Consider the following 22,451-nt stretch of genomic DNA (forward strand, 5'->3'; position numbering starts at 1 on the left):
CACATGTCCTCTCCGTCTTCGGTTGATGAGCAACGGTTTCGCAAACTACTGAGTCGCAACGTCAGCCTGCCTTTGGGTGTGGGCGCAATCAGCGCGGTGTTCTTCGTTTGCCTGATCACCTATCTGTTGTCGGTGATCCAGTGGGTGGAACACACCGACCGGGTGATCAATAACGCCAATGAAGCGGTGAAACTCACCGTCGACCTGGAAACCGGCATGCGCGGTTTCCTGCTCAGTGGCGACGAACACTTTCTCGACCCGTATGAAACGGCGAAGCCGCGTATCTCCGTAGCGCTCAACACCTTGCTTGAACTGACCGCCGACAACCCGGTGCAGACCGACCGGCTGCGCCGCCTGCAAGCCTTGCAAACCGAGTGGGCGACCTACGCGCAATCGATGATCGACCTGCAGCGCGCCAGCGGCGACTACAAGGCCGCGGTCAAGGCCGGGCGCGGCAAACGCCTCACTGACGAGATCCGCAAGCAATTCGAGGACGTGATCGATACCGAGCAGACGCTGCGCACCACGCGCAACGAAGATGTGCGCCGCACCACCATCTGGAGCATCAGCCTGTACCTGCTGTTCATCGCCGGTATCAGCGGTTTGCTGGCTTATATCGGTCGTCGCGATCTGCTCAGCCTTTCCAGTAGTTATGGCGCCAACCTGGCTGCGCAAAAGGCCAGCGCAGAGCGCCTGGAGCAGCAGGCCTGGCTGCGCACGGGCCAGACCGAACTGGCCGAACAAGTCCTGGGGCAACTGACGCTCAATCTGCTGGGCCGCAACATTCTGCAATTCTGTGCCCAGTACCTTGGCACTGCCGTGGCTGCGTTGTATGTACGCGAAGAGCATGGCGGGCTCAAACGCGTGGCTAGCTATGGTTTCTCCCGCGAGCAGGAAGAGCAGGAACAATCGATCTACAGCGGTGAAGGCATTGTCGGCCAGGTCGCGCAGCAGGCGCGGCTGATTCGTCTCGATTCGGTGCCGGCCGACTACTTCAAGGTCAGCTCCGGATTGGGCGAAGGCCTGCCACACAGCGTGCTGGTGGTACCGACCAGCGATGACGACCGGGTCAACGGCGTGATCGAACTCGGCTTCCTGCGTCCGCTCACCGAGCGTGATGTGGCGCTTCTGGAACGGATTGCCGGCAACATCGGCACATCCATCGAAGCGGCGCGTTACCGCCAGCGTCTACAGGAAGTGCTGGCCGAAACCCAGCAGCTCAACGAAGAGTTGCAGGTGCAGCAGGAAGAACTGAAAACCGCCAACGAAGAACTGGAAGAACAGTCGCGGATTCTCAAGGAGTCTCAGGCGCATCTGGAAACCCAGCAAGTCGAGCTGGAGCAGACCAACGAGCAACTGGCCGAACAGGCCCAGACCCTGGCCGAGCAACGCGATGCCATGGACCAGAAGAACACCGAGCTCAATCAGGCTCAGGTGCAACTGGAAGAGCGCGCCGAAGAGTTGCAGCGTTCGAGCAAATACAAATCCGAATTCCTCGCCAACATGTCCCACGAACTGCGCACGCCGCTGAACAGTTCGCTGATCCTGGCCAAGCTGCTGGCGGAAAACCCGCAGGACAACCTCAGCGCCGAGCAAGTGAAGTTTGCCGAGTCGATCTATTCCGCCGGCAACGATCTGCTCAACCTGATCAACGACATTCTCGACATTTCCAAGGTTGAAGCCGGCAAACTCGAAGTGGTCCCGGAAAACACCAGCGTCGCGCGCCTGGCCGAAGGCTTGCGCGGTGTATTCGAACCACTGGCGGCAGACAAGAAACTGGCGTTCAGCGTCGAGTTGCAGCCGGACGCACCGATCACGCTGTTCACCGATCGCCAGCGTCTGGAGCAGGTCATCAAGAACCTGCTGTCCAACGCCGTGAAATTCACCGAACACGGCACGGTCAGCCTGACCATCGCCGGACAACCGGACGATCGCATTGCCTTTATCGTGCGCGACTCGGGGATCGGGATTGCCCAGGACCAGCAGGAAAGCATTTTCGAAGCCTTCCGCCAGGCCGACGGCACCACCAACCGCAAATACGGCGGCACCGGGTTGGGCCTGTCGATCTCCCGGGATCTGGCGACCTTGCTGGGCGGTTCGATCAGCGTCAGCAGCGCGCCAGGGCAGGGCAGTGCCTTTACGCTGGTGTTACCGCAGCAATACAGCGAACCGGGCGATACGCCGGTTGCACCGCTGACCTTCAGTCCGCCAGCATCCGCACCGGTCATTACACCTGCCGTCGCGGTGTCGCCGCTGGCGTCCGTCGACATCCCGCGTTTCAACGACGACCGCAACAAGGCACCGTTCGATACCCGCTGCATTCTGGTGGTGGAAGACGAGCCGAATTTTGCCCACATCCTCTACGACCTGGCCCACGAACTGGGCTATCAGTGCCTGGTTGCTCACGGCGCGGATGAAGGTTATGACCTGGCGAAAGAGTTCGTGCCGGACGCAATCCTGCTGGACATGCGCCTCCCGGATCACTCGGGCCTGACCGTTCTGCAACGCCTGAAAGAACACGCCGAAACCCGGCACATCCCGGTGCACGTGATTTCCGTGGAAGACCGCGTCGAAGCGGCCATGCACATGGGCGCTATCGGTTACGCGGTCAAACCGACCACCCGCGAAGAGCTCAAGGACGTGTTCGCGCGCCTTGAAGCCAAGCTGACCCAGAAGGTCAAACGCGTGCTGCTGGTCGAGGACGACGATCTGCAACGCGAAAGCATCGCCCGCCTGATCGGTGATGACGACATTGAAATCACCGCCGTCGGCCTGGCACAGGACGCGCTGGAGCTGCTGCGCACGACGATCTTCGATTGCATGGTCATCGACCTGAAGCTGCCGGACATGCTTGGCAACGATCTGCTCAAGCGCATGTCCACCGAGGATATCTGCTCGTTCCCGCCGGTCATCGTCTACACCGGACGCAACCTGACCCGCGATGAAGAGGCCGATCTGCGCAAGTATTCGCGTTCGATCATCATCAAGGGCGCGCGCTCGCCGGAACGTCTGCTGGATGAGGTCACACTCTTTCTGCACAAAGTCGAATCGCAGTTGTCCCATGAACGGCAGAAGATGCTCAAGACCGCGCGCAGCCGCGACAAGGTCTTCGAGGGTCGCAAAGTGCTGCTGGTGGACGACGATGTACGCAACATCTTCGCCCTGACCAGCGCGCTGGAAACCAAGGGTGCAGTCGTGGTGATCGGCCGTAACGGTCGTGAAGCGATTGAAAAATTGAATGAAGTCGAGGACATCGACCTGGTGCTGATGGACGTGATGATGCCGGAAATGGATGGTTTTGAAGCCACCATGGAAATCCGCAAGGATCCGCGCTGGCGCAAGCTGCCGATCATCGCGGTGACGGCCAAGGCCATGAAGGACGATCAGGAGCGCTGCCTGCAGGCGGGCGCCAATGATTACCTGGCCAAGCCCATCGACCTGGATCGCCTGTTCTCGCTGATTCGCGTGTGGTTGCCGAAGATGGAACGCATTTAGTGGAACGTAGTTACTCAGCAGAACGAAACAGCGAAATCGAATTGCGCTTGCTGATCGAGGCGATCTACCTCAAGTACAGCTATGACTTTCGTGACTACTCCGGCGCGTCGATCAAGCGCCGGGTGCAACATGCGTTGAGCCAGTTCGAATGCGCGACGATTTCGGCGTTGCAGGAGAAGGTCCTGCACGACCCGACAGCGTTCATGCAATTGCTGCAATTGCTGACGATTCCGGTCAGCGAGATGTTTCGCGATCCGTCGCACTTCCTGGCGATCCGTCAGGAGGTGGTGCCGCTGCTCAAGACCTACCCGTCGATCAAGATCTGGATCGCCGGGTGCAGCACCGGTGAGGAGGTCTATTCGATGGCGATTCTGCTGCGCGAAGAAGGTCTGCTCGACCGCACGATCATCTACGCCACCGACATCAACCCGCGCTCGCTGGACAAGGCCAAGCAGGGGATCTTTTCGATGGAAAACGTGCGCGCCTACACCGCCAACTATCAGCAGGCCGGCGGCCAGCGCTCGTTCGCCGACTACTACACTGCTGCGTATGGCTACGCGATTTTCGACAAGAGCCTGTGCGAGAACGTGACCTTCGCCGACCACAGCCTGGCGACGGACAGCGTATTCTCTGAAACTCAATTAATTTCATGTCGTAACGTGTTGATTTACTTCAATAAAAAACTTCAGGATCGAGCATTCGGATTGTTCCATGAGTCGTTGTGCCACCGAGGCTTCCTGGTGTTGGGCAGCAAGGAAACGCTGGATTTTTCCGGCTATTCCAATCAGTTCGAGCCCTTGGTGAAACAAGAACGGATCTACCGCAAATCATGAACAGTGCAGCGGATTTGCCTCGGGTCGAGGCGATTGTGGTCGGGGCTTCCGCCGGTGGCGTCGAGGCCTTGCTGACGATGCTCGGTTCGCTGCGGTCAGGGTTCGGGTTGCCGATCATCATCGTCCTGCACCTGCCGGAAGAGCGGCGCAGCCAGCTCGCCGATGTGTTTGCCCGGCGAGTGGCGTTACCGGTCGCCGAAGCCATCGATAAACAGGACATTCAGCCCGGCACCGTGTATTTCGCCACACCGGGCTATCACCTGTCGGTGGAGCAGGACCGCAGCCTGTCGTTGAGCCTGGAAGACCGCTTGCATCATTCGCGGCCTTCGATCGATTTCCTGTTTGAGTCCGCAGCCGATGTCTACGGCCCCGCACTGGCTGCCGTGCTGCTGACCGGGGCCAACCACGATGGTGCACGGGGCCTGGCGCAGGTCAAACGCCATGGCGGGCTGACCATCGTTCAGGATCCGGACGACGCTCTGGTGGCAACCATGCCCGAGGCCGCCCTGAAGATTCATCAACCGGATCACATACTTCCCATACGCGGCATCGGCCGTCTGCTTGTCGAGCTGGAACGAATCGCATGCTGAGTAATATCCAGGCAAAACTGCTGATCGTCGACGATCTGCCCGAGAACCTGCTGGCTCTCGAAGCGCTGATCAAACGCGAAGACCGCACCGTCTACAAAGCGCTGTCCGCGGACGAAGCGCTGTCGCTGCTGTTGCAACACGAATTCGCCATGGCCATTCTCGATGTGCAGATGCCCGGCATGAATGGCTTTGAACTGGCCGAGCTGATGCGCGGCACCGAGAAAACCAAGAACATCCCGATCATCTTCGTCAGCGCTGCCGGCCGTGAACTGAATTACGCGTTCAAGGGTTATGAAAGCGGAGCAGTGGACTTCCTGCACAAGCCGCTGGATATCCACGCGGTGAAGAGCAAGGTCAACGTATTCGTCGACCTGTACCGCCAGAGCAAGGCGATGAAGCAACAGGTCGAAGCCCTCGAACAGAGCCGCCGCGAACAGGAAGCGCTGCTTCAGCAATTGCAGAGCACCCAGGGCGAACTGGAGCAGGCGGTGCGCATGCGTGACGATTTCATGTCGATCGTCGCCCACGAAGTGCGCACGCCGCTCAACGGCCTTATCCTCGAAACCCAGCTGCGCAAGATGCACCTGGCCCGGGACAATGCCGCCGCGTTCACCCTCGACAAGATGCACGCGATGGTCGACCGCGACGAGCGCCAGATCAAAAGCCTGATCCGCCTGATCGAGGACATGCTCGACGTGTCGCGGATCCGCACCGGCAAGCTGTCGATCCGACCGAGCCGTTTCGATCTGGCGCAACTGGTCGGCAACCTGCTGCAAAATTTCGCCCAGCAGATCGAAGCGGCCGAGACCGAAGTCAGCTTCACCGCCGCCGAACCGGTGCAAGGGCAGTGGGACGAGTTCCGCATCGAGCAAGTGGTGTCGAACCTGCTGACCAACGCCTTGCGTTATGGCGGCAAGAGCCCGGTGCAGGTGCGGGTTTATCGCGAAGGCAATGAGGCTCGGGTCGAAGTCGCGGACCAGGGCATCGGTATCAGCGAGGAGAATCAGAAACGCATTTTTCAACAGTTCGAACGGGTTTCCGCCAAGACGGTGGTGGCCGGCCTCGGGCTGGGTCTGTTCATTTCCGAGCAGATCGTCGCCGCCCATGGCGGTTCCATCGTCGTCGAGAGCAAGATCAACGAAGGCGCCCTGTTTCGCGTTTGTCTGCCGCTCCAGGAAAACGGCGAAACAAACGCAACCTCTGAGTGACCACACGGTCGTATCAGCAGCTATTGACCGAACAAAGGCTTCCCATGAGCGTAGATGCACAAGATGTAGTACTCGTCGTCGAGGACGAACCGGTGATCCTGATGGTCCTGACCGATTATTTGTCAGGCCAGGGCTATCGCGTGTTGCAGGCCGAAAACGGCGAGCAGGCGTTCGAGATTCTGGCGAGCAAGCCGCATCTGGACATGTTGATTACCGATTTCCGCTTGCCGGGCGGGATCTCCGGCGTGCAGATCGCCGAACCCGCCGTCAAATTGCGCCCGGATCTGAAAGTGATCTTCATCAGCGGCTATCCGCAGGAAATCCGCGAGACCGGCAGCCCGATCACGCGCCGGGCGCCGATCCTGGAAAAACCGTTCGACCTGGATGTGTTGCAGGAGAAAATTCAGGAACTGCTGGCCTGAGGCGTCAACCGCCTCAGCTCTTGATCATCTCCCGCACCTTCGCCGTCAACAGATCGAAGGTGAACGGCTTGGTGATCATCTGCATGCCCGGGTCGAGAAACCCGCCGCGTACCGCGGCGTGCTCGGCATAACCGGTGATGAACAGGACTTTCAGCTCTGGCCGGTATTGCCGGCCGATTTCCGCCAGTTGCCGTCCGTTCATGCCCGGCAGGCCGACGTCGCTGATCAGCAGATCGATACGTTGCTCCGAATCCAGAATCGGCATGGCGCCGTCAGCATCGCCGGCTTCGACAAACCCGTAACCCAATTCACTCAATACCGCGCTGACCAGCACGCGCACGGCCGGGTCGTCTTCGACGATCAAGACGGTTTCGCCTTCCACGGCGTTCGGCGCCTGCTCCGTGTCTGCTGGCGCGTGAGGCAGTGACTCGCCCTGGAAACGCGGCAGATAAAGTTTGACCGTGGTGCCTTGATCGATCTTGCTGTCGATCGACACATGTCCACCGGATTGCTTGCTGAAACCGTAGATCATCGACAGGCCCAGCCCTGTGCCCTGGCCGATCGGCTTGGTGGTGAAAAACGGGTCGAATGCGCGATTGATGACACTTTCCGGCATGCCGCAACCATTGTCGGTCACGCTCAAGACGACGTAATCACCGGGCTCAAGATTGCTATAGGTCGCGGTGTAGTCGCGATCCAGCACCTGATTACCCGTCTCGACCACCAGATTGCCGCCGTCGGGCATCGCATCCCGAGCGTTGATCACCAGGTTGAGCAGGGCGCTTTCCAGTTGATTGGGGTCGGCCTCGGCCACCCACAATTGTTCATGCAGACGCATATCCAGCTGGATGCTTTCGTTCAGGCTGCGTTGCAGCAATTCGCCCATCGACTGCACCAGATCATTCATCTGCACGGCTTTGGAGTCGAGCGACTGGCGCCGGGAAAACGCCAGCAAACGGTGAGTCAGGCCGGCCGCGCGGTTGGCTGACGTCACGCCCAGATCGATCAGGCTGTCGAGGTCATCTGTCCGCCCACGGGCAAGACGCCGGCGCAGTAGTTCGAGGCTGCCGATGATCCCGGTCAGCATATTGTTGAAGTCGTGAGCGATACCGCCGGTGAGCTGGCCGACCGCTTCCATCTTCTGCGACTGGCGCAGCGCTTCTTCGTTGTGCCGTAGTTGCGCCGTGCGTTCCTCGACTTGTTGCTCAAGGGTTTCGAGGGTTGATTGCAGGCGTCGCTCGCTTTCGCTCAGGTCGATCAGACGGTCGCGGGCCTCGTACTGTCGTCGTCGCCCGCGCAGGGCAGTCGTGACCAGACTGATCAAGGTCGCCGGATGGAAAGGGCGTTCAAGGAATGTCACGTTGCCCAGCAATTCACTGAGTCGCGAGGAGGGGCCTTGTTCGGACCCGCCGTGATGGGTGAGCAGGACGATCGGCAGGTCCGACCACGCCGGTTGTTGCTTCAGGTAGGCCAGCAGGCCTTCCAGGTCCGGGCCATTCAGGGCTTCGGCAGCGATCAGCAGCAGACCGGCGCCGGGTTCCAGTTCGGCGCACAGATGCCCCAGGCCGGACGTGATGAGACCACCGTAACCGGCCTCGTTGAGGATCATCAGCGCGATCTGGCTGTCGCGACCCAGGGGCGCCAGGATCAGCGCCCGTTCGGACAGCGGGACGGTGACGGTCACAAGTTGTCTTCCTTGAGCAGCGGATTGCTCGCACCGAGGTACGTGGGCACACCGCGCAGCACACCCTGGAAGGCTTCCAGCGGTTCGCCGATGGTCATGCCCTGGGCGGAAATACGGTATTCACGGATGGTCGATTCGTGGCTGCCGGTGCGTTTCTTGATGATCGAAATCGCCCGGCGCACCTTGCCGAGGGCTTCGAAGTAGCGCAACAGGATGACGGTGTCGGCCAGATACGTGATGTCCACCGGCGCCTGCATGTCGCCGACCAGACCGTGCTGGGCGACGGTCATGAAGGTCGCGGCGCCCTTGCGGTTCAGGTACAGCAGCAGTTCGTGCATATGCAGGACCAGCGCGTTTTCTTCCGGCATCGCGGCCTGATAGCCGTTGATGCTGTCGATCACTACGGTCTTGATGTCGGCTTCATCAACGCAGCGGCGTACCCGGTGAGAGAACTCGCCGGGGGACAGTTCGGCGGCGTCGACTTGCTCGATCAGCAGATTGCCGGTGGCTTGCAGGGCCTTGAGGTCGATGCCGATGTTCTTCATGCGCTCGAACAGCAGCCCCAGTTCTTCATCGAAAATGAACAGTGCCGCTTTCTCGCCACGCGTGACCGCAGCGGCAGCGAAGATCATCGAAATCAGCGATTTGCCGGTACCGGCCGGGCCGAGAATCAACGTGCTGGAGCCGGTTTCGATCCCGCCGCCCAGCAGCGCGTCCATTTCGTGGATGCCACTGGTCAATTGCAGACGCGGGTAATCGCCCCGATGTTCGGCCGCCACCAGACGCGGAAAGACATGCACGCCATCGCCCATGATGGTGAAGTCGTGAAAACCGCCGCGATATTTCTGGCCGCGGTACTTGATCACCCGCACACGTCGGCGTTCGGCGCCGTAATTGGGGGTCAACTCTTCGAGGCGGATGACACCATGGGCCACGCTGTGCACGGTTTTGTCGAGGGACTCTGTCGTCAGGTCGTCCAGCAACAATACCGTCGCGTCATATCGCACGAAGTAGTGCTTGATCGCCAGGATCTGGCGGCGATAACGCAGGGAGCTTTGCGCCAGCAGGCGGATCTCCGACAGGCTGTCGAGCACCACGCGGGTCGGTTTGAAGCGCTCGACCACTTCGAAAATCTGTTTGGTGGCTTCGCCCAGCTCAAGATCAGAGGAATACAGCAGGCTCTGCTGATGCTCGGCGTTGAGCAGGCTTTCCGGCGGTGTCAGCTCGAAAATCTCGATGTTTTCGTTCAGGTCCCAGCCGTGGGAGAGCGCACCCTGGCGCAGTTCGCGCTCGGTTTCGGACAGCGTGATGTACAGCGAGCGCTCGCCGGCCCGGGCGCCGGCCAGAAGAAAATGCAACGCCACCGTGGTTTTACCGGTACCGGGCTCGCCCTCCAGCAGGAACACATGACCGCGAGACAAACCACCGGCCAGAATGTCGTCCAGCCCTTCGATGCCTGTGGCGGCTTTTGCGCTGATCAACTCGTTCGATGTAGACAAAAAATGCCCTCTCATGACTAGGGGAAACGAGACAGCGGGCGGGGGTACGCCTTTACGGGCTGCCTGTTTACTTGACCCTTTGCCGAGAGGGCGGTTCCGAATTTCTTGCGGGAGGCGTCTGACCTCGTTCAAAGACCTTGCTGCAACGACGGATCGTCCGGATTCATCTGTTCGAGTTGGGCCAGCAGAACCTGCACGTTCTGCAATTGGCCACTTTCCTTCCAGTAATTGATCAGCAGCACGCGGGCCTTGCGGTCGGCGGGGTGGCGCTGGACGATTTCCTGCAACTGTTTCTGCGCCGCTTCCAGTTCCTCGGCGCTGTGCAGGGTGGTGGCGAGGTCGTAGCGATAGTCTTTGTTGTCGGGCTCCAGCTCCACGGCTTTGGACAGGCCGAGCAGGGCGAATTCGCGCTGATCGTGATGTAGCAGCCACAGGCCCAGCGCATGTTGCAGATAAGCAGAGTCGGGTTGGGCCTTCAATTGGCGAGCCAGCAATTGCCGGGCGGCGTCACTCTGGCCCTGACGGTCGAGCACTTCGATCTGCATCACCAGCGCCGGCAGGTTGGCGGGATCCAGGCGCAGGGTTTGCTCAAGGGCATCCTGTGCCTGCTTGAGCTCGGCATTGTGCAGATACAGACGTGCCAGTTGCGCGTAGTTGGCGGCGCTTTCCGGCTGGCTCTTGAGTGCCTGCTCCCACACGTCGATGCCTTGCTGCAACGGCGCGAAATACAGGCCCAACTGATCGGGGGACAAGCCGAGCAGAGCGTTGATCGCGGTAAATCGAACGTCCTGATCCTCATCATCGAGCAACGGGCCGAGCAACAGACTGCGCTGGCCGCCCGGCACCAGGCCGGTCACGCTCCTGATCGCCGCCATTCGTACATCCGGGGATTCGTTCTGCAGATCGGCATCGGCCAGTTTCAACGCTTGCGGGCTCGGGTAGTTCGGCAGTTCGGCGTGCAGCCAGACACGCCGCTTGACCGACAGGTCCGGACGCCCCAGCTGTTGGTACAAAACCCGCGCCGCGCCCGGTTGACCGGCTCGTGCGGCGGCCAGCGCTTCACTGAAACCATGCTTGATGGCCTCCGGCACCACGGGCGCGGTGCTGCGCAGGGACAGCCATCCAACCAGGAGGACAAGCACGAGGCCAAGACTGATGAACAAGTAGCGGCGGGACTGAGGCATGCAGGTATCCGAAGCTTTTATATTGACGCAGAGGGGGCAAGCTTCGGTCAGCTGAAGCCGTGAGTCAAACACTGTGCCCGATATGACCGACCACCATTGATGAATAGCCCTACAACATCTGTCGGCCCCGGAAGCCGGCTAGCTCTCGATGCAGTGACTACGCTTGGTGAAGTTCCTTTGACGAGCGCATTCATGCAAGCCCTGTTCAATTATTTCAAGGCCGTGATCCACCCCGGTCAGGCAGTGCTGCTGTTTGGTCTGCGCACCATTGCGGCCGGACTGCTGACGTTATACCTGGCGTTCCTGTTCGATCTGGATCAACCCAAGTGGTCGATCATGGCCGTGGTCATCATCAGTCAGCCACTGGCCGGGATGGCGTTGGCCCGCAGTTTCGGCCAGGTCATCGGCACTACCCTTGGCGCTGCGGTGGCGGTGCTGATCATGGCGATTTTTCCTCAGGCGCCTTTGCCATTCATCACAACCCTGGCGCTGTGGCTGGCCCTGTGCACGGCTGGCGGCACGTTACTGCGCTACACCAGTTCCCAGGCGTTCGTGCTCAGTGGCTACACCGCCGTGGTGGTGGCGCTGCTGGCAATCCCGGATCAGGACGGCACCTTTCTGCTGGCGGTCACCCGGGTCACTGAAACCTTGCTGGCGGTGGCCTGCGTCTGTGTTGTCAGCTTGCTCACGGCCCGCCCCGAGGCGGTTTCGCGCAACTACTTCGCCAAAGTCGATCAGGTCATCAAACTGGTCGCCACCCATGCCGCCGCAGTGATTCGTACCGAAGAAAGCGAAGCTGAATTCCAGCGCCGGCAAATGCAATTGCTTGGAGAAATCAGCGCCCTGGAAGGCTTGCGTCGCCATCTGTATTTCGATGCCCCGCGCCTGCGCAGTGCCAACAACCTGGTGTTGATGCTGGGCAATCAACTGATGCTGCTGACATCGCGCCTGACAGCCCTGCGTCATCAGCGCCAGTTGCTGACCGCGCGCTGGGACGGCGATCTGCCGCTCGAGGTCCAGCGTTTGCGTGCCGATGAGCTGGCGTTTCTCGATCAATTGGCACAGTACGGGCGTTCACTGCCGGAAGACATGCGGCACCAACTGGTTGTCCTTCAGCAACAATTCGAAGCGCTGGCCTACAGGGCCGAACAGTTGACCGAAGACATGAGCGCCACCTTGCGTTCGCTGGCATGGGCGCTGCGTTGGGAGCAGGCGCGGCTGTTGCAACAACTGGAGCAGATCCTCGAACTGAGCGAAGCGATACAGGAAGGACGGGAGGCCAGTTGCATGTTTCGCGGCCAGTCCAGTCCGCTGCACCTGGATTTCACCCTGGCAGCCATGAACGCCATCCGGGCCTTCAGCGCATTACTGGTGGCGGGGCTGATCTGGATCGAAACGGCGTGGGACGGTGCACGTGGTGGAATGATTCTGGTGGGAATTCTGTGTTCACTGATGGCAACGTTCCCGCGCCCCTTGATCGCCGCACAGAGCTACGCCCGGGGATTGGGCCTGGCACTGGTGGTTTCGGCGCTGTATCAGTTCATGCTGGTGCCGGCGGTCAACGACTTCGAATGGCTGGCGCTGTTGCTGGCACCTCTGCTCTATGTGATTGCGGTCGGACTGGCCAGCCCGGCCACGGCGGGCATCGGCATGGGGCTGGGATTGTCGAGTTTCCTGATGCTCGGTCCACAGAACGTCGGCACCGGGCAGAACACCGCCATCCAATGGTTCGAGTTTGCCGGTGCCTACGTCAGTGCGGCGATGCTGGCCCTGATCGTCTATGCCTGGATCTTTCCGTTCCGTCCGGTGTTGCGAATCCGCCGGTTCTACAACGAAGCGCGGGAGCAGGTGTATCAACTGACGAAAGTGCCCGCTACAGACGAACAGCAATTCACGTTCGAAAGCCGCATGGTCGATCGCCTGACAACCATGCTGGGGCTGTTGCCGGCAGCCAATGATCCGGACATGCAACGACGATATGAAATCAGTCTTGCCTGTGTGGCACTCGGCGTGGCCATCCACCAGCTCAGGCAACAGGTGCAGGGCAACGCCTTGCTCACGGACGCTTTCGGCCAGCAACTGATGGCCGCCTTGCGCCAGACCGGCCGCTTTGTCGCTGGCCGTCCGGATGTGCACCTGCCAGCCTTGCTGACGACGCTGCACGCGCTCGGTGATCAGTTGGATGACCTGCATGCCGCGACGCATGAACACCTGTGGTCCGTGTTTCGTATGCGCGTTGCTTTGTTGATCGTCGTCTCGTTTCTTGAGCGTCACGGTGAGTATCTGCAACACAACGTCCCTGAAGGAGTACCGGCCCTTGCCCATTGATTTCGAGGTCGGTGGCGTCTACCTGCCACCCATTGCTCAGGCCCTGATTCTGGCCATCCCGGTCTTTCTATTGCTGGACTGGGTATTGCGCCGCCTCGGCGTGCTGCGTCTGGTCTGGCATGAAGCGCTGTTCGAAGGGGCGTTGTACGCCTGTGTTTGCGCCACATTGATTTTGTTGATGGGAGCCTGATGCCTTGAAGACGTTGCTCACTCGATTGACGACATTGGCAGTGGTGTTGCTGGCAATCGTGCTCGGCTGGTTCGCCTGGGAGCATTACACCCGAGCCCCATGGACACGGGATGCGCGGGTGAGGGCGGATGTCGTGACCCTGTCGGCGGATGTCTCGGGGCGTATCGTCAGTCTGGCGGTGCAGGACAACCAGCATGTCGACAAGGGCCAATTGCTGCTGGAGATCGATCCGGCTCGCTACAGCCTGGCGGTTGAACATGCCAGGCGTTCGGTCGAAGTGGCCAGGGCCACGCTCGGCCAATCCCGGGCCGCCATCGTCGCCAGCGAGGCCTTGCTCAAGCAACGCGAGAGCGAAGAACGGCGCAGGCGCACGCTCAAGCAGGGCTTTGCGATTTCCGGGGAAGAATGGGAAAAATCCAGTACCGAAGTGGCCGTGGCCCAGGCTGATCTGCTGCGCAACCAGGCCAATCTGGGTCTGGCACAAGCCAACGTGCAATTGGCGATTGCAGCACTGACTCAGGCCGAGCTGGACTTGCAGCGCACCCGTGTCGAATCGCCGGTCAGCGGCTATGTCACCAACCTGTTGACCCGTCAGGGGGATTACGCGGTGGCCGGCGGAGCGTTGCTGGCACTGGTCGACAGCGACTCGTTCTATGTCAGTGGCTATTTCGAGGAAACCAAACTGCCAAGGATCGAGGAGGGTGATCGCGTGCGGATTGAATTGATGAGCGGCGAAAAGTTTGGCGGCACGGTGCAAAGCATCGCCTTCGCCATTGCCGATCGGGAAAACGCACCGGGCAGTCGATTGCTGGCCAACATCAACCCCAGCTACACGTGGGTAAAGCTTGCACAGCGGGTGCCGGTGCGGATCGGCATCGACCCGGATTACGCGGGCAAGGACCGATTGAGGGCAGGCACCACCGCCACCGTCACGGTGCTGGAGAACCATGAAAGACAGGCACAAAAAAGCCCCGCGACCGAATGATACGCGGGGCAAAGAATTTGGTTGGTTGCGGCCAACCAAAGGAGCTCTTTAAAAAACTGTTACTTGCTGGCAACCGTTTCTGGCTGCCAGCCGCCGCCGAGGGCCTTGTAGATCGCGACGATGCCGCGATACAGATCGACTTCGGCCTGGGCCTGACTGTCTTCGGCGTTCAAACGCTCACGCTGGGCGTCGAGCAGCACGAGGAAATCCGTGGTGCCTTCGCGATAGCGGATTTCAGCCAGATCGGCAGCCTTGCGACTTGATTCGCTCTGGCGGATCAGCGAGATCAACCGTTGCTGGCGTTTGCCGTAATCGCTGAAAGCGTTTTCCGATTCTTCCAGAGCCAGCAGCACTTGCTGCTCGTAGGTCGCCAGTGCGCCTTCGGCATCGGCGTCGGCACCGCGCAAACGGGCCCGCACGCTGCCAAGGTCGAACGCCGCCCAGGTGATGCTCGGGCCCAGTGCCCAGGCGTTGGCCGCCGAGGAACCGATCTGCGAACCACGCCCGGCCGTCCAGCCAAGGAAACCGCTGAGGCTGACCCGTGGGAACAGGTCGGCCTTGGCCACACCGATACGTGCCGTGGCGGAAGCCAGTTTGCGTTCGGCGCTGAGAATGTCCGGGCGACGTTGCAGCAGTTCGCCTGGATTGCCGATCGGCAATGCCTTGGCGATGGCTGGCAAGTCTTTCGGGCTCAGGTCGACGGTCAGCTTGTCCGGACGCTCGCCCAACAGGGTAGCAATGCGGTTTTTCTGGCGAACCTGTTCGGCCTGCAATTGCGGCACGCTGGCTTCGACCGATGCCAGACGCGCATCGGCACGTTCGACATCGAGCTGGTCGCCAACGCCGGCGTCACGCAGGCTGATGGTGATCTTGCGCGACTCCTGTTGGTTCTCCAGGTTGGCCACGGCGATCTTTTCCCGCAGTTGTGCACCGCGCAGTTGACCGTAAGCGTCCACCAGTTCGGCAATCATGGTGACTTGCAGCTGGTACAGATCGGCTTCGGCAGCCTGCTGGTCAGCGTCGCTGGCTTCCAGATTGCGCTGGATGCGGCCAAACAGATCGATTTCCCAGGCCATGTCCAGACCCAGGTCATAGCGTTCGCTGTTGACCCGCTTGGTGGTCTGGCCGGGAATCTGACCCTTGGCCAGATCGCTGCTGGCACGGCTGGTGATGGTCGGCATGGCGTCATTGCTGACGTCGTCGCGGATCGCCCGTGCAGCTTTCCAGCGGGCGAACGCCACGCGCAGTTGGCGGTTCCCTTGCAGCGATTGAGTCACCAACTGGTTGAGGGTCGGATCGTCGAACTGCTGCCACCAGATGCCTTCGAACTTCGAACGGTCAAAGTTCTTCTGGCCGGCGGCGCCGTCGGTGGCGGCCGTGATGTTGGCCGCCTCCGTGGCTGGGGTCTTGTAGTCGGGACCGACTGCACAGGCGCTCAAGGCCAGTACCAGCAGGCTCGGCAGGAAGACTTTCAGACTCATTGGTGCGCCTCCAGTGGCTTTTGAAGATTGTGCGCCTTGGCCGCTTTGCGGGCTTCGCCACGTTCCACGAAGTTGCGGATCAGCACATAGAACACTGGCGTCAGCAGCAGACCGAAGAAGGTCACGCCGAGCATCCCGGAGAACACCGCCACACCCATGGCATGACGCATCTCTGCACCGGCACCGCTGGAGAACACCAGTGGCACCACACCCATGATGAACGCGAACGAGGTCATCAGGATCGGCCGCAGACGCAGACGGCAGGCTTCCAGTACAGCGGCCAGCGGGTCGAGACCTTCTTGCTGTTTGTCCTTGGCGAACTCGACGATCAGAATCGCGTTCTTGCACGCCAGGCCCACCAGTACGATCAGGCCGATCTGGGTGAAGATGTTGTTGTCACCGCCGGAGATGATCACACCGGTAATGGCCGACAGCAGGGTCATCGGTACGATCAGGATCACTGCCAGTGGCAGGCTCCAGCTTTCGTATTGAGCCGCGAGCACCAGGAACGCCAGCAGTACGCAGAGCGGGAACACGAACAGCGCGGTGTTGCCGGACAGAATCTGCTGGTAGGTCAGGTCGGTCCACTCGTAGGTCATGCCGTTCGGAAGTTCATCCTTGAGCAGTTTCTCGATGGCTTTTTCGGCCTGGCCGGAGCTGTAGCCTGGGGCTGCTGCACCGTTGATTTCAGCGGTGATGAAGCCGTTGTAGTGCATCACGCGATCCGGACCCGAGGTGTCGCTGACCTTGATGAAGGTCGCCAACGGGATCATTTCGCCCTTGTTGTTGCGTACTTTCAGCTGGCCGATCTGGTCGGATTCGAGGCGGAACTGCTGTTCAGCCTGAACGTTGACCTGATAGGTGCGACCGAAGCGGTTGAAGTCGTTGGCATACAGCGAACCCAGGTAGATCTGCAGGGTGTCGAAGATGTCGCTGACGGCCACGCCGTGGGTCTTGGCTTTTTCGCGGTCGATGGCAGCATCGACCTGCGGCACGTTCACGGTGTAGCTGGTGAACAGCCCGGCCAGTTCAGGCACGCTGTGGCTCTTGGTGATGATATTCATGGTTTCCTTGTACAGCTCGTCGTAGCCCAGGTTGCCCCGGTCTTCGATTTGCAGGCGGAAACCACCGATGGTGCCCAGACCTTGTACCGGCGGCGGCGGGAAGATCGCCATGTAGGCTTCCTGGATCCCGGCGTACTTGCCGTTCAAGGCACCGGCAATCGCACCGGCGGACATGCTCGGGTCTTTACGCTCGTCGAACGGTTTGAGGGTCACGAACACGATGCCGGCGTTCGGGCTGTTGGTGAAGCCGTTGATCGACAGGCCCGGGAACGCTACGGCGCTTTCCACGCCTGGCTGTTTCAGTGCCAGGTCGGACATGCGCTTGATCACGTCTTCGGTGCGGTCCAGGCTCGCGGCGTCCGGCAATTGCGCGAAGGCCACCAGGTATTGCTTGTCCTGGCCGGGTACGAAACCGGTCGGGGTGCTGGAGAAACCGAAGAAGGTCAGCACCATCAGGCCTGCGTACAGGAAGAGGGCGATGCCGCTGCCACGGATAACCCGGCGCACGGTGCCGACGTAGCCATGGCTGGCGCGGTCGAAGAAGCGGTTGAACGGACGGAACAGCCAGCCACCGAAGATCTTGTCCAGCACTTTGGAGAAGCGGTCTTTCGGTGCGTCGTGGCCTTTGAGCAACACAGCGGCCAGCGCTGGCGACAGGGTCAGCGAGTTGAAGGCCGAGATCACTGTCGAGATCGCGATGGTCAAGGCGAACTGCTTGTAGAACTGACCGGTGAGGCCCGAGATGAATGCAGCGGGTACAAACACCGCACACAGCACCAGCGCCGTGGCAATGATCGGACCGGTCACTTCACCCATGGCCTTTTTGGTCGCATCGAAGGGGTTGAGTCCCAGTTCAATGTTCCGCTCGACGTTCTCCACCACCACGATGGCGTCGTCCACCACGATACCGATCGCCAGTACCAGGCCGAAAAGGGACAGGGCGTTGAGCGAGAAGCCGAACAGGTGCATCACTGCAAACGTACCGATCAACGATACCGGCACCGCCACCAACGGAATGATCGAGGCGCGCCAGGTCTGCAGGAACAGGATCACCACCAGAACCACGAGGATCAGCGCTTCGAAGAGGGTGTGAACCACCGCCTCGATGGAGCCGCGCACGAAGATCGTCGGGTCATAGACGATGCTGTAGTCCATGCCTTGCGGGAAGCTTTTCTTCAGCTCTTCCATCTTGCCGCGAACTTCGTTCGAGATTTCGATGGCGTTGGAGCCCGGGCGCTGGAAGATCGGGATCGCTACGGCAGGCTGGTTGTTCAGCAACGAACGCAGGGCGTATTGGCTGGAACCCAGTTCAACGCGTGCGATGTCCTTCAGGCGCGTGATTTCACCGTTGTCGCCTGCGCGAATGATGATGTTCTCGAACTCTTCCTCGGAGACCAGACGGCCCTGAGTGTTGACCGACAGCTGGAAGCTCTGGGCATTCGGGGCAGGGGGGGCGCCCAGTTGGCCGGCGGCCACCTGACGGTTCTGCTCACGAATCGCGGTAACCACATCAGTCGCGGTCAGATTGCGCGAAGCAGTTTTGTTCGGGTCGAGCCATACACGCAGCGAGTAATCGCCCATACCGAACAGCTGCACATCACCGACACCACCGAGGCGAGCGAGCTCATCCTTGATGTTGAGGATCGCGTAGTTGGACAGGTACAGCATGTCGTAGCGTTTATCCGGCGAGGTCAAGTGCACAACCATGGTCAGGTCGGGCGAGGCCTTGTCGACGGTGATACCGATGCGCGTCACTTCTTCTGGAAGTTTCGGCTCGGTCCGGGTCACGCGGTTCTGCACCTGCACCTGCGCATTGTCCAGGTCAGTGCCCAGGGCGAAGGTGATGGTCAGGGTGATCTTGCCGTCAGCAGTCGACTGCGAGGACATGTACAGCATGTTCTCGACGCCGGTGATGGCCTGCTCCAGCGGAGCCGCCACGGTTTCACCGATGACTTTAGGGTTGGCACCCGGGAAGTTGGCACGCACCACCACGGTGGGTGGCACGACTTCCGGGTATTCGCTGATCGGTAGTTGGAACAGCGAGATCGCACCGGCGATCAGGATCAACAGCGAAAGAACCGCTGCGAAGATCGGCCGTGAAATGAAGAATTGGGAAAAATTCATCGGAGTTGTCGTCCCTTAACCGCGTGGGGTCGCAGCAGCCAGTTTTACAACCGATCCCGACGCGCCTTTGGCAGGTGCGACTTTGGGCAGGTTGCTGGCTTCCAGCGCTTGTCGTTGTTGAGCCAGTGCAGCAATGGTCTGCTCGCTGGCCATCGGGATCACTTCAGGCGTGACCGGAGAGCCAGGACGAACCCGTTGCAGACCCTTGACGATGATCGTGTCGTCCTTGTTCAGGCCGCTGCGCACGATGCGCAGGCCTTCGATCTTCGGACCGAGTTCAACGGCGCGGTAGGCAGTCTTGTTGTCGCCATCCATCACCAGCACAAACTTCTTGCCGAGGTCGGTGCCGACCGCTTCGTCGTTGATCAACATGGCGTTGTAGGTGCCGCTGCCAACCAGTTTCAGACGCGCATACAGGCCCGGGGTGTAGGTGCCGTCGCTGTTGTCGAACACGGCGCGACCACGGATGGTGCCGGTCTTCGGGTTGACCTGGTTGTCGACGAAGTTCATCTGACCCTGGTGCGGGTTGCCGTCTTCATTGGACAGACCCATGTACACCGGCGTGGTCGCACCACGCTGCCCCTGACGGGCGAGTTGGGTGTATTTGAGGAACACACGCTCGTCGGCGTCAAAGTAGGCGTAGACCTTGTCGGTGGAAACCACGCTGGTCAGCGGAGTGGTGTCGGCAGTCACCAGGTTGCCGGCGGTGATTTCGGCACGGCTGACGCGACCGCTGATTGGGGAGGTTACGCGGGTGAAACTCAGGTTCAGTTTGGCCAGATCCAGTTGCGCTTGCAGGGCGCCGACAGCGGCACGTGCTTCTTGTGCAGCGCTGGTGCGCGAGTCAGCCAGTTCGGCGGAGATGGCGTTGCTGGCACGCAGGCGCTCACCACGGCCAGCTTCGTTTTCACTGCGGGTGGCGTTGGCGCGGGATTGGGCGACCAGGGCTTCGAGGCGGCGAACCTCAGCCTGGAACGGACGCGGGTCGATCTGGAACAGCAGGTCGCCTTTCTTGACCAGTGCACCTTCGGTGAAGGCGACTTCGTCGATCTGGCCGGAGACCCGCGGACGGATTTCAACGGTTTCCGGCGCCTCGAGGCGCCCAGTGAATTCGTCCCACTCGTTGACCGGTTGTTCCAGCACCTTGGCCACACTGACCTTGGCAGCAGGCATGGCGGCGGCGGTCTCTGGAGCTTTGCCGCAGGCGCTCATCACCATCACGGCCAACAGAGCCAACGGGAAGCGCAAATGTTTGAGTGATTGTTCCATGGATGCATCCGCCAATGTATTGAAGATGGGCGGATGATGCTCGGCGGGTTGATAGCAAACGAATCGAATGACACGAAGGTAACTATCATTCGGAATGATATAAGACCGAGCGAAGCCCTCTAGCATGCACCTTTCGTTAGGGGGCTATCAAATGAAATGATGACAAAACTGTGTTGCGTGGCAAGTAAAAAAGCAGCAACACCTTTTCAAAGGTGAATTGCAGAAACAAAGAGACGGCCACGTGGGCCGTCTCGATCAGCTAGGTGTCGACGTGTTTCAGTTGACGCCCTTGCGGTTTGGACCAAAACGATTCGGGCCCGGCTGGCTGTCTTGGGCCAGGAACACGATGTTGACGATTGGCAGCAACAACCACCAGCCGCTGCGGTCGGTGTCGTGCATGCGGCGTACGCCTACCGCGAGCGCCGGCAGGAACACTGCCAGACTATAAAGGTTGTACAGGATGCCTTTGGTGTTCAGCATGGCATCGAGAACGCCGATGACAATGGAAACCCCAAGGTTGATCAGAATGAACATCCAGTATTCACGGCGAGTGGCGCGGCCCTGAAACACAACGTAGTTCTTTAATGCTTCGAGGTATGGGTTACCCGTCGTGATGGCGGGGCCACTTGCATAGACTTGTTGTGTTGCTTGAGGCGCCCCGCACTGCGGGCAAGCCACGGCCAGACTGCTAATTTCCTTGGCGCAACCGCGGCAGAAAACCATGCTCATATTTTTTCCCTAAAATTATTCAATCGATAAACAGGACAACACAAACGCGGCAATACCTGACAAAACAATGCCGGCAATCGCGAGGTTTCTTCCTGAGTGTTTTTGGTTGATACAGACGATGCCGCAAAAGAGGCCCGCGAGGCTGAGAGTTCCCACACCGACAATCGCGTCCCTGTCCCATTCGGAGTCATCAAACAGGGTGAGTGCGCTGATAATTCCGAGGATCAACGAAACGATGGCCAGCCAAGGCATTTCGGCTTGCGTTTGCGGCACTGAGGCCTGTTGGGCGGCCCCGCATTGGGGGCAGGTGAGCGCCGTTTCGTGTAGCTCCTTGGCGCATGCACGACAATAGACCATTGCCATCGTTTTCCTTAACTGAGTGCGAGTGCCCGACCTTCCATCGGTCGGGGCGGCGGTAAGTTAAACTTTATTACCGGATTTGTCATTAAGCACTTTGCCATTACTCATGAGCCAGGGTTTCTGGGCTCATCGTCCACACTGACCTTCAAGCGCAACGTCAGACCTTGAAGCTGTCTGTTTTTCAACATGCCCAGTTCCGGCCCCTTGCGTTCGTTGCCATTGGCGTCCAACCCTCGGCACTGGAGACTGGACTTGAGGGAACGATCAGACGATGGATCTTGCCAATGGCAACGCACGGCAAGTATTTGCTCATCGATTCGTGTTGCCGGTTTTTCATTCTCCCCAAGGAATGTTTCAACCTTGAGGCCGACCGAGGACGTGTCGATCGTTTTTTCGTCTGTCGCAGAGTGACCGCCGATATTGAAATCAATGCCACTGAGCACCAAGAAACAATCTCCGACCTTGCGACTCACCGCTATCTCGAACTCGGAAGTGAAAGGCGTGGCGTGGGCATCGGCATAGAACTCTTTTCTATCAGGCTGCGGATCGCCCGCGTAATCGTCGGGCAATATGCATATCCCTCCGAACAGCTCGCTGTAATACGCGGTGGTGTAGACATTGAATTGTGCAGGCATTTCAGTCTTGAGCGTGAATGTGTTCGAGAGCATCGCGCAGCCGCTGCCCAGCAGCATGGAACTGGCGACAAGCAGGGTACGAACGGAGCGAAAAGCACGGTTGGTGAAGTGGTTTTGTTGCGAGGGCATCAGTACTTCCTTGTAACGTCTTGGGGGCATTTCTGGCTTTCAATGGTTTGCCGGAAGATCCACATGGCTGAATGTCAGGTCAATTGCAACACTGCTCGCGAGTAAGAAGTGCGGGAGCTTGATATCCGTATGGCAATTGATTGCGCTACGCAGGCCAATGAAGCGCGCTGCGGTTCAGGGCAGCGGGGGTGTACTCGAAAGTGTGCGCGAGAGTTTCCCACCCGGCGGACAAGTCGCCGTTT

General features: G+C 59.9%; 17 protein-coding genes. 8 read left to right on the forward strand and 9 right to left on the reverse strand.

All coding sequences use genetic code 11. The annotated features are described in order from the left end of the window. The first annotated feature begins 3 nt into the window (after positions 1 to 3). The 5 genes from IF199_RS14585 to IF199_RS14605 are packed head-to-tail and all read left to right on the forward strand — an operon-like array spanning position 4 to position 6,548. On the forward strand, positions 4 to 3,495 hold the full coding sequence (locus tag IF199_RS14585; protein WP_192560860.1) for a response regulator: 3,492 nt from the start codon (positions 4 to 6) through the stop codon (positions 3,493 to 3,495). Next, complete coding sequence (locus IF199_RS14590; RefSeq protein WP_096820368.1) at positions 3,495 to 4,328, forward strand: CheR family methyltransferase; 834 nt, start codon at positions 3,495 to 3,497, stop codon at positions 4,326 to 4,328. The genes IF199_RS14585 and IF199_RS14590 overlap by 1 nt, the downstream gene beginning before the upstream one ends. After that, positions 4,325 to 4,918, forward strand: coding sequence for a chemotaxis protein CheB (locus tag IF199_RS14595; RefSeq protein ID WP_096820369.1), 594 nt, complete (start codon positions 4,325 to 4,327; stop codon positions 4,916 to 4,918). Before IF199_RS14590 ends, IF199_RS14595 begins: the two co-directional genes overlap by 4 nt. After that, positions 4,912 to 6,126: a hybrid sensor histidine kinase/response regulator gene (locus IF199_RS14600; RefSeq protein ID WP_102619829.1), complete on the forward strand. Its 1,215-nt coding sequence runs from the start codon at positions 4,912 to 4,914 to the stop codon at positions 6,124 to 6,126. The genes IF199_RS14595 and IF199_RS14600 overlap by 7 nt, the downstream gene beginning before the upstream one ends. 44 nt (positions 6,127 to 6,170) lie before the next feature. Then, the gene (locus IF199_RS14605; protein WP_007954537.1) at positions 6,171 to 6,548 is read left to right on the forward strand and encodes a response regulator; all 378 of its coding nucleotides are present in this window, start codon (positions 6,171 to 6,173) and stop codon (positions 6,546 to 6,548) included. A 13-nt stretch (positions 6,549 to 6,561) separates the two neighbouring features. Here the strand turns inward: IF199_RS14605 and IF199_RS14610 are convergent, their stop codons facing one another. The 3 genes from IF199_RS14610 to IF199_RS14620 all read right to left on the reverse strand — a co-directional run bounded on the left by IF199_RS14610 (position 6,562) and on the right by IF199_RS14620 (position 10,915). Beyond that, positions 6,562 to 8,232, reverse strand: coding sequence for an ATP-binding protein (locus IF199_RS14610; RefSeq protein WP_192560861.1), 1,671 nt, complete (start codon positions 8,230 to 8,232; stop codon positions 6,562 to 6,564). Next, the gene (locus IF199_RS14615) at positions 8,229 to 9,731 is read right to left on the reverse strand and encodes an ATPase domain-containing protein (RefSeq protein ID WP_192560862.1); all 1,503 of its coding nucleotides are present in this window, start codon (positions 9,729 to 9,731) and stop codon (positions 8,229 to 8,231) included. Before IF199_RS14615 ends, IF199_RS14610 begins: the two co-directional genes overlap by 4 nt. Before the next feature lie 128 nt (positions 9,732 to 9,859). After that, the gene (locus IF199_RS14620; RefSeq protein ID WP_192560863.1) at positions 9,860 to 10,915 is read right to left on the reverse strand and encodes a tetratricopeptide repeat protein; all 1,056 of its coding nucleotides are present in this window, start codon (positions 10,913 to 10,915) and stop codon (positions 9,860 to 9,862) included. A gap of 192 nt (positions 10,916 to 11,107) precedes the next feature. Here IF199_RS14620 and IF199_RS14625 point away from each other — a divergent pair, with 192 nt between their 5' ends. Genes IF199_RS14625 through IF199_RS14635 form a run of 3 tightly spaced genes read left to right on the forward strand, consistent with a single transcriptional unit; the run spans position 11,108 to position 14,418 of the window. After that, positions 11,108 to 13,243 (forward strand): FUSC family protein, encoded by a 2,136-nt coding sequence (locus IF199_RS14625; RefSeq protein WP_192560864.1) that lies wholly within the window; start codon positions 11,108 to 11,110, stop codon positions 13,241 to 13,243. Beyond that, positions 13,233 to 13,433, forward strand: a complete 201-nt coding sequence (locus IF199_RS14630) for a DUF1656 domain-containing protein (protein WP_096820375.1) — start codon at positions 13,233 to 13,235, stop codon at positions 13,431 to 13,433. Before IF199_RS14625 ends, IF199_RS14630 begins: the two co-directional genes overlap by 11 nt. Positions 13,434 to 13,437: 4 nt before the next feature. Then, positions 13,438 to 14,418, forward strand: a complete 981-nt coding sequence (locus tag IF199_RS14635; RefSeq protein ID WP_102619835.1) for an HlyD family secretion protein — start codon at positions 13,438 to 13,440, stop codon at positions 14,416 to 14,418. 59 nt (positions 14,419 to 14,477) lie between these two features. Here IF199_RS14635 and IF199_RS14640 read toward each other — a convergent pair whose 3' ends face one another. From IF199_RS14640 to IF199_RS14665, 6 genes are all read right to left on the reverse strand, one after another. Further along, positions 14,478 to 15,899, reverse strand: a complete 1,422-nt coding sequence (locus tag IF199_RS14640) for an efflux transporter outer membrane subunit (RefSeq protein ID WP_096820377.1) — start codon at positions 15,897 to 15,899, stop codon at positions 14,478 to 14,480. Further along, complete coding sequence (locus IF199_RS14645; protein WP_192560865.1) at positions 15,896 to 19,087, reverse strand: efflux RND transporter permease subunit; 3,192 nt, start codon at positions 19,085 to 19,087, stop codon at positions 15,896 to 15,898. Before IF199_RS14645 ends, IF199_RS14640 begins: the two co-directional genes overlap by 4 nt. Before the next feature lie 15 nt (positions 19,088 to 19,102). After that, positions 19,103 to 20,356, reverse strand: a complete 1,254-nt coding sequence (mexE, locus tag IF199_RS14650; protein WP_096820379.1) for a multidrug efflux RND transporter periplasmic adaptor subunit MexE — start codon at positions 20,354 to 20,356, stop codon at positions 19,103 to 19,105. A gap of 276 nt (positions 20,357 to 20,632) precedes the next feature. Continuing rightward, positions 20,633 to 21,085, reverse strand: a complete 453-nt coding sequence (locus IF199_RS14655; RefSeq protein ID WP_096820380.1) for a DUF805 domain-containing protein — start codon at positions 21,083 to 21,085, stop codon at positions 20,633 to 20,635. A 15-nt stretch (positions 21,086 to 21,100) separates the two neighbouring features. Continuing rightward, complete coding sequence (locus IF199_RS14660; protein ID WP_192560866.1) at positions 21,101 to 21,448, reverse strand: DUF4190 domain-containing protein; 348 nt, start codon at positions 21,446 to 21,448, stop codon at positions 21,101 to 21,103. Positions 21,449 to 21,549: 101 nt separating this feature from the next. Beyond that, positions 21,550 to 22,209, reverse strand: a complete 660-nt coding sequence (locus IF199_RS14665; protein ID WP_192560867.1) for a hypothetical protein — start codon at positions 22,207 to 22,209, stop codon at positions 21,550 to 21,552. Between the last annotated feature and the right edge of the window lie 242 nt (positions 22,210 to 22,451).

Origin of the sequence: Pseudomonas allokribbensis (assembly GCF_014863605.1) — a bacterium.
GTDB lineage: Bacteria > Pseudomonadota > Gammaproteobacteria > Pseudomonadales > Pseudomonadaceae > Aquipseudomonas > Aquipseudomonas allokribbensis.

Coding starts and splice junctions, on each gene's coding strand:
- IF199_RS14625 (WP_192560864.1), top strand. CDS start 11,108: ATGCAAGCCCTGTTCAATTATTTCAAGGCCGTGATCCACCCCGGTCAG.
- IF199_RS14645 (WP_192560865.1), bottom strand. CDS start 19,087: ATGAATTTTTCCCAATTCTTCATTTCACGGCCGATCTTCGCAGCGGTT.
- IF199_RS14655 (WP_096820380.1), bottom strand. CDS start 21,085: ATGAGCATGGTTTTCTGCCGCGGTTGCGCCAAGGAAATTAGCAGTCTG.
- IF199_RS14640 (WP_096820377.1), bottom strand. CDS start 15,899: ATGAGTCTGAAAGTCTTCCTGCCGAGCCTGCTGGTACTGGCCTTGAGC.
- IF199_RS14600 (WP_102619829.1), top strand. CDS start 4,912: ATGCTGAGTAATATCCAGGCAAAACTGCTGATCGTCGACGATCTGCCC.
- mexE (WP_096820379.1), bottom strand. CDS start 20,356: ATGGAACAATCACTCAAACATTTGCGCTTCCCGTTGGCTCTGTTGGCC.
- IF199_RS14595 (WP_096820369.1), top strand. CDS start 4,325: ATGAACAGTGCAGCGGATTTGCCTCGGGTCGAGGCGATTGTGGTCGGG.
- IF199_RS14665 (WP_192560867.1), bottom strand. CDS start 22,209: ATGCCCTCGCAACAAAACCACTTCACCAACCGTGCTTTTCGCTCCGTT.
- IF199_RS14585 (WP_192560860.1), top strand. CDS start 4: ATGTCCTCTCCGTCTTCGGTTGATGAGCAACGGTTTCGCAAACTACTG.
- IF199_RS14660 (WP_192560866.1), bottom strand. CDS start 21,448: ATGGCAATGGTCTATTGTCGTGCATGCGCCAAGGAGCTACACGAAACG.
- IF199_RS14605 (WP_007954537.1), top strand. CDS start 6,171: ATGAGCGTAGATGCACAAGATGTAGTACTCGTCGTCGAGGACGAACCG.
- IF199_RS14620 (WP_192560863.1), bottom strand. CDS start 10,915: ATGCCTCAGTCCCGCCGCTACTTGTTCATCAGTCTTGGCCTCGTGCTT.